The following is a 12,036-nucleotide window of genomic DNA, read 5'->3' as shown; positions in this document are numbered from 1 at the left end:
TAGATAAAAATTATCCACGATTAAGGAGGCAGGCATGAAACTCGGTGATGGGGTCGAGCAGGCCATTCACAGCGTGACCATGTTGAGTTGCCTGCAGCCGGGCAGCACGCTGTCGGCCGCAGCACTTGCCGAGTTTCATGGCGTCTCGACCAGCTATCTCCTGAAGCATTTGCAGGCGATGTCGGGGGCAGGGGTGTTGGAAGCCGTGCCGGGACCGAAGGGCGGATATCGCCTTGCCCGCAAGCCGGAGAAAATCACCCTGCTCGACATCGTGCTCGCGGTCGAGGGACCGGAGCCGGCGTTCCGTTGCAACGAGATCCGCCTGCGCGGTCCCAACCCCTATGCCTGCAAGCCGACCGCGCCCTGCATGATCAATGTCGCGATGCTGAAGGCCGAGCAGGCCTATCGCGCCGAACTCCGGCGGATGACGATCGCCGGCATCCTGGACGATTTGAACGCCAAGGATGACGGCAGCATTGCCGCAAGAACCAATGCGTTCCTTGAGATCCACGAACGCCGGTCAGCCACCGGCGCTTGAGATCGGCGCTACCCCAGAAGTTCCCTTCAACCCAAGGAGAAGTGCATGCAACCGCGTTTCAATTTCGTCGAAGCTGCCCCGGATGCGTACAAGGCCGTCGTGGCGCTGGATAAATACGTCGTCAAGGACTCGGGCCTGGAGCCCCGCCTCATCCACCTGATCAAGCTTCGGGCCTCGCAGATCAACGGCTGCGCCTACTGCGTCGACATGCATGTGAAGGAGGCGCGCCATAGCGGCCTCAGCGAGCAATGGATTCACCTGATCTGCACCTGGCGAGAATCGCCGATCTACGATGCGCGCGAACGCGCCGTGCTCGCCTGGACGGAAGCGCTTACCAACATCGCCCAGACGCGTGCGCCGGACGAAGACTTCGAGCCGTTGAAGGAACATTTCACCGAGGCCGAAATCACCAAGATCACGGTCGCGATCGGCGTGATCAACACCTGGAACCGGATCGCCGTCGGCTTCCGCTCCCAGCATCCGGTCGACGCGCCGGCAAAGGCCGCTTAGTTCTCGCGTCGCTCTTAAAGCGCGATGTAGCGATCGGCGCGGTGGTTGATGGCCACGAACAGGTTCAGGACGACCGCGCCGAGTACCGACCAGGCGACGACGGTGGGCGATGTCACGCCGAAGGCGGCGACAAGCACGACCATGTCGATCGCAAGCTGCACGAGGCCGGCCCGGATGCCGAAACGCTCCTGCAGGTAGATGCCGAGAATGCCGACGCCGCCGAGGCTGGCGCGGTGGCGATAGAGCGCCAGCAACCCGTAGCCGAGCAGCAGGCCGCCGAGCAACGCCGCCCAGGCGGGCTGGATCGTGCCGATCTGGAAGAGGCGCGACTGGACGTCGGTGAGGAACGAGGTCAGGGCGATTGCAATGAAGGTCTTGACCGTAAAGGCAGGACCGAGCCGCTTCCAGGAGAGATAGAAGAACGGCAGGTTGAGCAGGAAGAAGGCAAGACCGAAATTGATGCCGAACGCATAGTGCAGCAGGAAGGCGACGCCCGCCGTGCTGCCGGTGAGCAGGCCGGCGCTTGCGAGAAAGTAAAGGCCGAGAGCGGCGATCAGGCTGCCGCTGAAAATTCCCTGCAGGTCCTCGACCGGCGTGTGCCGGGTCGGGCTGGTGTTCCAGAGACCGAAAACGCTGCTGATCTGAGCCATGGCAAAACCTCGATTGCGATGACCGCAGCAATGCTGCAATGCACAACAACAATCAAGAAAAATATGTCAGTAATGCTGACTTATTTTTGCGATCCTGCCTTGCGTTTTACGCAGGCTTGCGCGCCAGAAACAGGATACCGAAAACCGGTTCGCCGGCATCCATGCGAATGATGGTGCGCTCGATGGCCTTGAGCTCCAGCCCATGCGCCGCGCAGAGGCCGCGGATATAGGCTTCGCTATGGGCATAGCGCAGCGAGGGCCGCAGCAAGAAATCCCCGCCATCGCCCGCATCCTCTACGGAAAAGGCAAAGTAGCCATCGGCGGCAAGCAGTCGGAGGGTAATGTCGAAGACGCTGTCGAGATTGCCGAGATACATGAGAACGTCGGCGGCGCTGACGAGATCGGCCCGGGCGGGAGCGAAGTTGCCGAAGATGCCGGAGGTCTCCGGCGGGAGTGAAAGATCGGCGCGTGCCAGCCGATCATAGGTGGATTTCGCCTCGGCCTTGGCGAGCATGTTGATGGAGATGTCGAAACCTTCGAGAAATTGTGCCTGATCGCGGATGCGTTCGCCGAAGAGGCCGGTGCCGCAGCCGAGATCCGTCACATGCTCGAAGATGAGGCCTCCCACGTGGCTTTGGATCAGTGCTGCAAGCTTCTGCGGCACGGTATAGCCGAGCTTCTCTACCAGGGCCTTGTCGAAGCGGTCGGCATAGTCGTCGAAGAGCCGTTCGACATAAAGGCTTGGCGGCTGTTCCGGCATCGCGGCGGCGCCGAGAAGCGCCAGCTTCAGGCCGGCGCCAAAGATGTCCTCGGGGCTGAGCTCCAGGGTTTTTCTGAGTGCGTCGATTGCCGCCTCTTTCCGGCCCGATTTTTCCTCATAGTCCGCGAGCCGAAACCAGCCGGCTGCCCAGTCCGGCGCCCGTTCCAGCGCCTGTGCCATGAGTTCGGCCGCGCTTCCGGGCTCGCCGCCTTCGGCAAGCATTTTTGCGTAGTCGGCGCGGCGGTCGGCGATCAGGTCGCCGGAGGAGAGCTGGTTGAGCGTCATCAATGTGAGATATTGGTTGCGATCAGCGCTTCTGACGCCGGAAGCCGCAAAACACAAGCGGAATCTGGCGCAAACGGAAGCTAGGGCCGTGCCTGCCGGATCCAATGACTTGCGACGCTGCCGATCGCGGCTTATGTGAAGACAAACAGGAGAAGTTCGCGGATGTCGGACGGAATGAACAGATTCTTGGGTGACTCGCCGCTGCGCGTGCTGGTCAAGCTCGTCGTGGTGTCGATCCTCGTCGGCTTCGTCATGACCGTCTTCGGCTGGTATCCGACCGATATCTATTTCGCGGTCCGCAACTTCCTGCTCGACCTCTGGTACACCGGCTTTGCCGCGCTTGGCCGGGTGGGTGACTATCTGCTGCTGGGTGCCGCGATCGTCGTGCCGGCCTTCGTGATCCTGCGTGTTCTGAGCTACCGGCGCTGATGATGCACGACCGGTTTCTTCTGATCGAACGCCGCGGCCTGCTGCGCGCAACCGCCATTCTCTCGCTCGGCGCGCTGGCCGGCTGCACGACGTCGAAGGCGCTGACGCCTGAAAGCGGCACCAGCAGCGACCAGACCGAGGCGAGCCTCGGTTATGTCAACAGGCTGCGCAAGGGCAAGGGGCTGACCGAGCTGGTGGTGGACCATGCGGCCTCGATCGCAGCGATGAACCAGGCGGTGCGCATGGCCAAGGTCGGCAAAATGCAGCATCTCATCGGCTGGAACGACAGTTTCTACGACCGCATGAAGGGCCAGGGCGTAACCCTGCCGGCGGCCGAAAACATCGCCATGGGCCAGGACGACGCCGAACGCGCCTATGACGCCTGGTACAAGTCGCCGAAGCATCTCGAAAACATGCTCGGTAACTATCGCGGCCTCGGCGTTGCCGTCGCCCAGAACGCGGCCTCCGACAACCGCCCCTTTTGGGCGATGGTGCTGTCGGGCTGAGCGCTCTTCCGCTCGCATAGAGCTTTGCCCCTCATCCGGCCTGCCGGCCACCTTCTCCCCGCAGGCGGGGAGAAGGGCACGCGCGGCAATCGCTCGGTCCCCCATTTCGTCCTCGATGACACAGCTTGTCCGTTAGCAGCCCGGATGCGGCCCTGCGGCTGCGCACGTCCCCTCTCCCTGCCTGGGGAGGAGGGTAGAGTGAGGGGCAGTTGAGGGGCTGAGACGTTTGTCGCCATAACATGCTAACTTGCATCGGCCCATCCTCTGTCCCTACAACGGTCGTCACATCACCCATCACGCCGGACCGTTCGATGACCGCTTCCTCCGCCCTGCCGCGCGATACCGCCGGAGCCTTTCATGTCACCCATCGGTTGATCCTGGCGATTGCGCTGCCGATGACGCTCGGCTTCCTGACGACACCATTGCTCGGTCTCGTCGATACGGCCGTCGTCGGGCGCATGGGGCAGGCGACGCTGCTGGCTGGGCTCGCGGTCGGCGCCGTGATGTTCGACCTGATCTTCACCACCTTCAATTTCCTGCGCGCGGCGACCACGGGTCTCGTCGCCCAGGCCTATGGCCGTGGCGACCGGCGCGAGCAGCAGGCGGTGTTCTGGCGGTCGCTGATCATCGCGCTCGTTTGCGGCACGGTCAGTCTTCTCATTTCGCCGCTTCTGTTGTCCGGCGGTCTCTGGCTGATGGGGCCTGGGCCGGAGGTGGCCGCCGTAACCAGTACCTATTTTCTCTGTCGCATCATTTCGGCGCCGGCCGCCCTTGCGAACTATGCCATTCTCGGCTTTGTCCTCGGTCGCGGCGAAGGCACGGTCGGCCTGATGCTGCAGACGCTGATCAACGGGATCAACATCGTCCTGTCGATCCTGCTTGGCCTCATCCTCGGCTGGGGCGTGATGGGTGTGGCGCTCGCAACCGTCACCGGCGAGGTGATCGGCGCACTCGCCGGCTTTGCCATCGTCTATGGTCGCTTCGATCGTAAGGACGCACCGGGCTGGGCGCTGATCTTCGATCGCGAACGCTTGAAGCCGCTCTTCGGCCTCAACCGCGACATCATGATCCGCTCTTTCGTTCTGCTCGCCGCGTTCACGCTGATGACGCGCATCGGCACCGCCTTCGGGCCGGTGACGCTTGCGGCAAACGCGGTACTGATGACGATCTTCCTGGTGGCCGGCTATTACCTCGATGGCCTCGCCAATGCTGCCGAACAGTTGATCGGCCGTTCGATCGGCGCCCATTACCGTCCGGCTTTCGACCGTGCGCTGCGGCTGACGGCCGCCTGGTCGCTGGGGCTCGCGCTCCTGACGACCGCGGGCTTGCTACTGTTCGGTGACCGGCTGATCGATCTCCTGACGACGGCGGCCGACGTTCGCGCTGTCGCCTACGAATATCTGCCGTGGGCGGCGATGACGGCGGTGACGGGCGCGCTCGCCTTCCTGATGGACGGCGTCTTCATCGGTGCCACCTGGTCGCGCGAGATGCGCAACATGATGGTCGCGGCCTTCGTCGGCTATGTCGTGGCACTGGCCGTGTTGGTGCCCGTCTTCGGCAACCACGGGCTCTGGGCCGGCCTCAACCTCTTCCTGCTGATGCGCGGCCTCTTCCTGCTATCGAGAATTCCGGCGAAGGCGCGTCAGACTTTCCTGCCCGCCCAGTAGTCGAGACGGCTGTCGCGGATGTCGCGGATCGAGCCGAGCCGTTCGCGGTCGCAGAGATCGGAAAGGCCACGCACGATGCGGCCCGGCAGGGCAGGGCCTTCATAGACCATGCAGGAATAGAGTTGGATCAGGTCGGCGCCGGCGCGGATTTTTTCCGCCGCGGTCTCGGCCGAACTGACACCGCCGACCCCGATGATTGGAAGATTTGGCCCGACGCGCTTGCGCATGCGGGCAAGGACCGCCGTCGATTTCTCGAAGAGAGGCTTGCCGGAGAGGCCGCCGGCTTCCTTCGCCTGGCGCTGGTCCTTCAGGCCCTCGCGCGACAGCGTCGTATTGGAGACGATCAGGCCGTCGAGATTGTGGGCGAGAACTTCGGCCGCAATGTCGTCCATGCCTTCTTCCGTCAGATCAGGCGCGATCTTCAGGAACACCGGAACATACCGGTTGCTGCTGCGGGCTTCCTCGTCGCGGGCGGCGAGCACGGCGGACAGCAAAGCGGCGAGGCTCTCGCGCGCCTGAAGGTCGCGCAGGCCCGGCGTGTTCGGCGAGGAGATGTTGGCGGTGAAGTAGCGGGCGACGGAATAGAACGTGTGAATGCCGTTCACATAATCGGCAACACGGTCGGCGCTATCCTTGTTGGCGCCGATATTGACGCCGATCAGCGCCGCGCGCGAGCAGGCCTTGAGCCGTGCGAGGGCCGCGCCGTGGCCCTCGTTGTTGAAGCCGAGGCGGTTGATGACGGCCTCGTCCTCAACCAACCGGAAGATGCGCGGCTTGTCGTTTCCGGCTTGCGGCTTCGGCGTGACGGTGCCGATCTCGGTGAAGCCGAAACCGATCTTCAGGAGCGCCTCCGGCACCTCGGCATTCTTGTCATAGCCGGCAGCCATGCCGATCGGGTTCGGGAAGTCGATGCCGGCGACCGTCTGGGAAAGTCGTTTGTCGGCCTTGGCCGGACAGCTCGGCACGAGCCCGGACCTTAGCGCCTTGATCGACAGGCCGTGCGCGGTCTCGGGATCGAACAGGAAGAGGCCGCGGCGGGCGAGATTGGTAAGCGGATTCATGCGTCAAGTTCCGGGAAGATATGCAGGCCATCGGCGCCAAGCGGCAGGGGTTTTTCCCAGACCACGGCGGACAGGAAGAGGGGGGCATAGAGATGCGGGAAGAGGGCGCCGCCGCGCGAGGGTTCGTAGACCAGTTCCTCGCCGAGCGCGTCGCCGTCGACAGCGACCAGAAGCAGGCCTTCCTGTCCCTCGAAATGCCGCGCTGCCGTTTCCACGGCCTGTTCGGCGGTGGAGAAATGGATGAAGCCGTCGGCGAGGTCGACGGGTGCGCCGTCGAAGCGTCCGCTACGCTTGGCTTCCTGCCACAGCGAGGCCGGAACGATCTTGTAGATGATGGAACCCATTGTGCCCGTCTGCCCCCGTAATCTTCTGTCGTGGCCTTGCCGCAAATATCGGCGATTGTCCATCGCAGAAGGGCGTCGATTCGCGCATAATCGGTGGTGAAGATCGATTTCGCTCTTCCCGTTCATGTGCCGGACGTCATCTGGCAAGGACCGCAACGGAGAGGACGTCATGAGAATAGCTACTGTCGCACTTCTGATCGGAGCCGGCCTGGCATCCGCCGGCATCGCCTTGGCGCAGGATCCGGCGCCCGGCCGCTACAGCATGCAGAAATCCGAGACCGGGATTGCGCGGCTTGATACGCAAACCGGCGAAGTGTCGCTCTGCCAGGAAAGGAATGGCGAACTCGTCTGCCGCATGGCAGCGGACGAACGCTCAGCGCTGGAGCTGGAGATCGACCTCCTGACCAAACGGGTTGAGACCTTGGAAAAGGCCGTCAAATCCGGTGAAAGCATCGCGAAACCGAACCTTCCGACCGACGAAGAGATTGACCGGACAATGGGCATCATGGAAAGAATGATGCGCAAGTTCATGGATATCGTGAAGGATCTCGAAGGCAGCGACCCCGCGACGGAGCCGCAGAAGACCTGAGACACCGGATCGGCCATGCGGGATGCGGATCGGCGCGTGGAGGCGTGCAGGTCGCAGACCGGGCTCTTGGGAGGGAGCGACATGACGCCGGACATGACCATCATCATCGCGGACGATCATCCGCTGTTTCGGGGCGCCATGCGCCAGGCGCTGAGCGGCATGGAAGGGGCCCCCTCCATCGTCGAGGCGGGCGATTTCGCGGCCGCGCGCAAGGCGGCAGCCGATTGTCCGGATGCCGATCTCCTGCTGCTGGACCTGACCATGCCCGGTGTCAGCGGTCTTTCCGGCCTGATTGCGCTTCGCGCCGAGTTTCCGAGCCTGCCGGTCATGGTGGTTTCCGCCCATGATGACCCGGCGACGATCCACCGCGCGCTCGACCTCGGCGCGTCCGGCTTCCTGTCGAAGTCGGCCGGTATCGAGGAGATCCGCGAGGGCATCGAGAAAGTGATGGCCGGTGAGGTCTTCGTGCCGGCCGGTTACGATCACGCCCAGGAATATGAACCGGAAGTCGCCGATCTGCTCCAGCGGCTGCAGACGCTGACACCGCAGCAGTCGCGCGTCCTCAGCATGTTGGGCGAGGGCCTGCTCAACAAGCAGATCGCCTATGAGCTCGGCGTCTCCGAGGCGACCATCAAGGCCCATGTCTCGGCGATCCTGCTGAAACTCAATGTCGACAGCCGCACCCAGGCGGTGATCCAGCTCTCGAAGATCGGTACCGTTGCCGCCGCTTGAGGCGCGACGCCGAGCCTACAGCGCCGCGCGTCTCTCAAGAACACGCCAGTGATGTTGAGCGGGATAGATACCTTCGCCCTTTCTGCATGCAAAAGCGGCACCATGAGAACGGGAGTGTCGTGTACTCTTGTCAGACGCGCAACGGTCGCTGCAGCACTCTGAACGGCTGCATGCATTGTCCTTAAATCGAGGACTGTAGCTTATTCCGCGGCCGCTCTTGCCGCCGTCGAAAGCTGCGTCAGCCACGCCCGCATCGCCGCCGGCCGCACCGGCTTGTTCTGGATCGAAACGCCGTCGCGCTCGGCTGCGGCGCGCACTTCCGGCGAACGGTCGGCCGTCACCAGCAAGGCCGGGATCGCCTCGCCGGCCGAAAGCCGAATCTTCGCGATCGCCTCGATGCCGGTGCCGTCGTCGAGATGATAGTCGGCGATGATTGCGTGCGGCTTTTCGGCCGGCTGTCCCGCCAAGTCGGCGCAGGCGGCAACCGATTCCGCCGTAGCGACGACACAGCCCCAGCCCGAAAGCAGCACTTTCATACCCTCGAGGATGCGCGGTTCGTTGTCGATGCAGAGCACGCGCAGGCCGTTGAGCGCCTCGCTCGCCTTGTTGGCAACGGCCGGGCGGACCGGGACCTGTTCGCCGGCGCTTGCGTCCAGCGGCAAGGTCACCTTGAAACCCGTGCCCTTGCCGGGCGTCGATTGCAGGCTGACCGGATGATTGAGCACGCGCGAGATGCGGTCGACGATCGATAGGCCGAGGCCGAGACCGGAGGCGGTGCGCGCGCCTTCGTCGAGCCGGGCGAATTCCTTGAAGACGGTACGGAACTTGGAGGATGGGATGCCGATGCCGGAATCGTGCACCTCGATCGTCGCCATCGCGCCATGCCGGCGCACGCCGACCAGCACCTTGCCGGTGAGCGTGTACTTGATTGCATTGGAAACCAGGTTCTGCACCACGCGGCGAAGCAGGTTCGGATCGCTGCGCACGGTGAGCGAGGTCGGCATGACCACCAATTCGAGATCCTTGGCGCGCGCGATCGGGGCGAAGTCGGTTTCGATGCGGCGGAGCAGGTCGCTGAGCGGTACGGATTGCAGCCGCGGCTTCATCGCGCCGGTGTCGAGACGCGAAATGTCGAGCACGGCGCCGAGAATGGCCTCGACCGATTCCAGCGAGGAATCGATGTTTTCGACGAGCGTGCTGTCGTCGGAATCGCCAAGTCGCTCGACCAGCGAGGACGAGTAGAGGCGGGCGGCGTTGAGCGGCTGGAGGATATCGTGGCCGGCGGCCGCGAAGAACCGCGTCTTGCCGATATTGGCCTCTTCCGCCGCTGCGCGGGCTTCGGCGAGTTCGCGGTTCACGCGCGTGAGTTCGCCGGTGCGCTCGGCAACACGCAGTTCCAGCGTCTCGTTCGCCTGCTTCAGCGCCATGTCGGCGGCAACGCGCTGGGTGATGTCGGTGTAGGTGGTGACGATGCCCTTGTCGGGCATGGCATTGGTGCGCACTTCGATGATGCGTTCGCCATTGCCAAGTTCGAGCAGGAAGGGCTTGTCGAGTGTCAGGAAGTTGGCGATCAATCCTTTTTCCTGGTCCTTGCGGATATCGCCGCGCCTGGTGAGGATCGAAACGATGTCGGCAAGCGGAAAGCCCACCTGGCCGGCGGCTTCCGGCAGGTCAAGCAACTGGCGGAAGCGCCGGTTCCAGATGATCAGGTTGTTGGCATTGTCGAAGACGGCAATGCCCTGGTCCATCTGCGAGAGCGCGGTCTGCAGCATGTCCTGATTGTATTGCAGTGCCTCGCTTGCCTGGTCGAGCAGCCAGGCTGTGTCCGACGACGTATCGTCGCCGCGCTGCAGGACGAGCGAGAGCACGAGCCGTGCCGAGGACGAGCCGATGGCGCTGCCGAGCAATTGCTCGGAAAAATGCACGACCGCCATGTCCGCCGGCGCGTTGTCGTCCAGCCAGCGGCCGGATTGACGTTCGTAGGTGTGGAAGGAGCGCTGCATGCGTTCCGTGCCCATGTAGCGGCCGATCGTCGCCTTGAGGTCGCGCACCGTGACCTTGGTCTTGCGGCCGCGGAAGGTGCCCTCGGTGCGCGACCGTCGGGTGATGAAGATGCCGGCCTGAAAACGCTCGATCGGCTTCGGCGTCCGGGTCAGCGAGGCCAGCACATAGGCGCTGCAGTTGACGAGGAAGCTCAGCGTCGTGGCATTCACCAGCGGATCGGCGCCGGGGCCCGAGAACAGGTCGGTAAATGGCAGCAGGAAGCTCAGCACCGTTGCCGCGACTTGGGAGTTGTCCGGTCCGCCGAGGCTCGGCAGGAACAAGAGATAGGCCCAGACGAAGAAGCCGGAAACCATGCCGGTGATCGCGCCGCGCGCATTCGCCTGGCGCCAGACGAGGCCGCCGAGCATCGCCGGCGCCATCTGCGAGATGGCGACGAAGGAGAGCAGCCCGAGCGACGCAAGCCCGGCGCTGATGTCGGCGGAGCGATAGTAGCCATAGCCAAGCAGCAGCACGACGAAGATCGCCGAACGGCGGATGTTGAGCAGCGTCCCGGCGAGATCTTCCTGCAGGCCGCCACGCTGGCCGAGGTTGCGGCGCAGGAACACCGGCATGACGATATCGTTGGAGATCATGATCGACAGCGCCACGGAGGCGACGATGACCATGGCCGTTGCTGCCGAGAAGCCGCCGATGAAGGTGATGAGCGTCAGAAGCGGCAGGCCGTTGGCGAGCGGCAGGGTGAGCAGGTAAAGATCCGCGTCGCCGGAGCCCGAAAAAGTGAGGATGCCGGCAATCGCGATCGGCAGCACGAAGAGATTGATGCCGAGCAGATAGAGCGGAAAGAGGATGCCGGCGGTACGCAGTTCCCCGTCGGTCCGGTTTTCGACGACCGTCACATGGAATTGCCGCGGCAGCATGATGATCGCAAAGGCGGAGGTAACGATCAAAAGGATCCACCGGGCGGTCGGGGTCTCATAGGAAAGCGCCGACTGCACCGCCGGGCTCTCGGTGGCCAATGACCAGAGATGCGCCGGCCCGTTGAAGATCACAAAAACGATGTAGAAGCCGGCGGTGACGAGCGCGACGAGTTTGACCACCGATTCCATCGCGATCGCCAGGATCAGCCCATCCTGATGTTCGGTAGCGTCCGTATGGCGCGTGCCGAAGACGATGGCGAAGCAGGCGAGGAACAAGGTCACGAGCAGGGGCAGGTCGATGAAACTCTGCCCCGCGCCAATGCCATAGTCGCTGGTGTTGATCATCGCTGCGACGGAGCTCGAAATCGCCTTGAGCTGCAACGCGATATAGGGGATGGCGCCGACCAGCGAGATCAGCGCGACGATCGCCGCCACCGCCGGGTTCTTGCCGTAGCGCGCGGCGATGAAGTCGGCGACGGAGGTCAGCTTCTCGGTCTTGGCAAGGCGAATGATCTTGCGAATCAGCGGCATGCCCAGCGTGAACATCAGGATCGGCCCGATGTAGATGCCGGTGAATTCAAGCCCGCGCTCGGCCGCAAGCCCGATGCCGCCGAAATAGGTCCAGGACGTGCAATAGATCGCAAGGCTGAGCGCATAGACGAGCGGCCTGCCTTTCAGCGCAGCGCTCTTCCTCCTGGCCCGCCGGTCGCCATAGCTCGCGACTGCAAACAGCAGCAGCAGATAGGCGAAGGCCGAGGCAAAGATGACCGAACCCGAAAGCATGCCTCACTCCTCCGACTGGAAGCATAGGACAAGTCCGTGAGGTTGAGAATTGCCCGGCGCATGAGTCTTAAGTCCAAGACGCTGCAAGAGAAAATGATCTGCCGGATGCGGAAGGGAGTTTGATCCTTCTTTTCGCAGGCGCGACCTGACCAAAGGCAAAGAAAGGTTTTCTCGCTTCTCGCTTTGGTTTAGTTTCCGTAAACGGTTGCAGCGCGGGACAGCGCCGGCGGTCGCTTTCAACGGGGATATACGGAGAGACGT

At 63.4% G+C, this 12,036-nt stretch carries 12 protein-coding genes; 7 read left to right on the top strand and 5 right to left on the bottom strand.

Going from position 1 to position 12,036, the window contains the following annotated elements; translation table 11 throughout:
- Positions 1-34 precede the first annotated feature (34 nt).
- Together ACQ5BM_RS15560 and ACQ5BM_RS15555 are read left to right on the top strand one after the other, a co-directional pair.
- Entirely contained in the window at positions 35-538 is a 504-nt protein-coding gene (locus ACQ5BM_RS15560; protein ID WP_429812746.1) for an Rrf2 family transcriptional regulator, read from the top strand.
- 45 nt (positions 539-583) lie between these two features.
- Positions 584-1,048 carry a carboxymuconolactone decarboxylase family protein gene (locus ACQ5BM_RS15555; RefSeq protein WP_429812744.1) on the top strand — a complete coding sequence of 155 codons (465 nt, stop codon included), beginning with the start codon at positions 584-586 and terminating at the stop codon, positions 1,046-1,048.
- A gap of 14 nt (positions 1,049-1,062) precedes the next feature.
- Here the strand turns inward: ACQ5BM_RS15555 and ACQ5BM_RS15550 are convergent, their stop codons facing one another.
- Positions 1,063-1,698 carry a YitT family protein gene (locus ACQ5BM_RS15550; protein WP_429812741.1) on the bottom strand — a complete coding sequence of 212 codons (636 nt, stop codon included), beginning with the start codon at positions 1,696-1,698 and terminating at the stop codon, positions 1,063-1,065.
- Between the two features lie 106 nt (positions 1,699-1,804).
- Positions 1,805-2,743, bottom strand: coding sequence for a methyltransferase (locus ACQ5BM_RS15545; RefSeq protein ID WP_429812738.1), 939 nt, complete (start codon positions 2,741-2,743; stop codon positions 1,805-1,807).
- A 162-nt stretch (positions 2,744-2,905) separates the two neighbouring features.
- On the opposite strand from ACQ5BM_RS15545, the gene ACQ5BM_RS15540 reads away from it, so the two are divergent.
- The 3 genes from ACQ5BM_RS15540 to ACQ5BM_RS15530 all read left to right on the top strand — a co-directional run bounded on the left by ACQ5BM_RS15540 (position 2,906) and on the right by ACQ5BM_RS15530 (position 5,345).
- A complete protein-coding gene (locus ACQ5BM_RS15540) occupies positions 2,906-3,172 on the top strand; it encodes a DUF6460 domain-containing protein (RefSeq protein ID WP_113132103.1) in 267 nt (88 codons plus the stop codon).
- 2 nt (positions 3,173-3,174) lie between these two features.
- Entirely contained in the window at positions 3,175-3,678 is a 504-nt protein-coding gene (locus ACQ5BM_RS15535) for a CAP domain-containing protein (RefSeq protein WP_429812735.1), read from the top strand.
- 311 nt (positions 3,679-3,989) lie between these two features.
- Positions 3,990-5,345, top strand: a complete 1,356-nt coding sequence (locus ACQ5BM_RS15530; protein ID WP_429812732.1) for an MATE family efflux transporter — start codon at positions 3,990-3,992, stop codon at positions 5,343-5,345.
- Here ACQ5BM_RS15530 and ACQ5BM_RS15525 read toward each other — a convergent pair.
- The gene (locus tag ACQ5BM_RS15525) at positions 5,321-6,406 is read right to left on the bottom strand and encodes a quinone-dependent dihydroorotate dehydrogenase (protein ID WP_429812730.1); all 1,086 of its coding nucleotides are present in this window, start codon (positions 6,404-6,406) and stop codon (positions 5,321-5,323) included. The genes ACQ5BM_RS15530 and ACQ5BM_RS15525 overlap by 25 nt on opposite strands.
- Entirely contained in the window at positions 6,403-6,750 is a 348-nt protein-coding gene (locus ACQ5BM_RS15520; protein ID WP_173515525.1) for a DUF952 domain-containing protein, read from the bottom strand. Before ACQ5BM_RS15520 ends, ACQ5BM_RS15525 begins: the two co-directional genes overlap by 4 nt.
- Positions 6,751-6,919: 169 nt before the next feature.
- Here ACQ5BM_RS15520 and ACQ5BM_RS15515 point away from each other — a divergent pair, with 169 nt between their 5' ends.
- Positions 6,920-7,339, top strand: a complete 420-nt coding sequence (locus ACQ5BM_RS15515; RefSeq protein ID WP_429812726.1) for a hypothetical protein — start codon at positions 6,920-6,922, stop codon at positions 7,337-7,339.
- A gap of 81 nt (positions 7,340-7,420) precedes the next feature.
- Positions 7,421-8,071: a response regulator gene (locus tag ACQ5BM_RS15510; protein WP_429812723.1), complete on the top strand. Its 651-nt coding sequence runs from the start codon at positions 7,421-7,423 to the stop codon at positions 8,069-8,071.
- A 200-nt stretch (positions 8,072-8,271) separates the two neighbouring features.
- Here the strand turns inward: ACQ5BM_RS15510 and ACQ5BM_RS15505 are convergent, their stop codons facing one another.
- Positions 8,272-11,775 carry a PAS domain-containing hybrid sensor histidine kinase/response regulator gene (locus tag ACQ5BM_RS15505; RefSeq protein WP_429812720.1) on the bottom strand — a complete coding sequence of 1,168 codons (3,504 nt, stop codon included), beginning with the start codon at positions 11,773-11,775 and terminating at the stop codon, positions 8,272-8,274.
- Positions 11,776-12,036: the final 261 nt, after the last annotated feature.

Origin of the sequence: Ensifer sp. B1-9, assembly GCF_050474445.1 — a bacterium.
Lineage (GTDB): Bacteria > Pseudomonadota > Alphaproteobacteria > Rhizobiales > Rhizobiaceae > Ensifer.
Note: the sequence above shows the minus strand (reverse complement) of the source record. Positions and strands in the feature narration are given on the sequence as shown.

Coding starts and splice junctions, on each gene's coding strand:
- ACQ5BM_RS15560 (WP_429812746.1), top strand. CDS start 35: ATGAAACTCGGTGATGGGGTCGAGCAGGCCATTCACAGCGTGACCATG.
- ACQ5BM_RS15555 (WP_429812744.1), top strand. CDS start 584: ATGCAACCGCGTTTCAATTTCGTCGAAGCTGCCCCGGATGCGTACAAG.
- ACQ5BM_RS15550 (WP_429812741.1), bottom strand. CDS start 1,698: ATGGCTCAGATCAGCAGCGTTTTCGGTCTCTGGAACACCAGCCCGACC.
- ACQ5BM_RS15545 (WP_429812738.1), bottom strand. CDS start 2,743: ATGACGCTCAACCAGCTCTCCTCCGGCGACCTGATCGCCGACCGCCGC.
- ACQ5BM_RS15540 (WP_113132103.1), top strand. CDS start 2,906: ATGTCGGACGGAATGAACAGATTCTTGGGTGACTCGCCGCTGCGCGTG.
- ACQ5BM_RS15535 (WP_429812735.1), top strand. CDS start 3,175: ATGCACGACCGGTTTCTTCTGATCGAACGCCGCGGCCTGCTGCGCGCA.
- ACQ5BM_RS15530 (WP_429812732.1), top strand. CDS start 3,990: ATGACCGCTTCCTCCGCCCTGCCGCGCGATACCGCCGGAGCCTTTCAT.
- ACQ5BM_RS15525 (WP_429812730.1), bottom strand. CDS start 6,406: ATGAATCCGCTTACCAATCTCGCCCGCCGCGGCCTCTTCCTGTTCGAT.
- ACQ5BM_RS15520 (WP_173515525.1), bottom strand. CDS start 6,750: ATGGGTTCCATCATCTACAAGATCGTTCCGGCCTCGCTGTGGCAGGAA.
- ACQ5BM_RS15515 (WP_429812726.1), top strand. CDS start 6,920: ATGAGAATAGCTACTGTCGCACTTCTGATCGGAGCCGGCCTGGCATCC.
- ACQ5BM_RS15510 (WP_429812723.1), top strand. CDS start 7,421: ATGACGCCGGACATGACCATCATCATCGCGGACGATCATCCGCTGTTT.
- ACQ5BM_RS15505 (WP_429812720.1), bottom strand. CDS start 11,775: ATGCTTTCGGGTTCGGTCATCTTTGCCTCGGCCTTCGCCTATCTGCTG.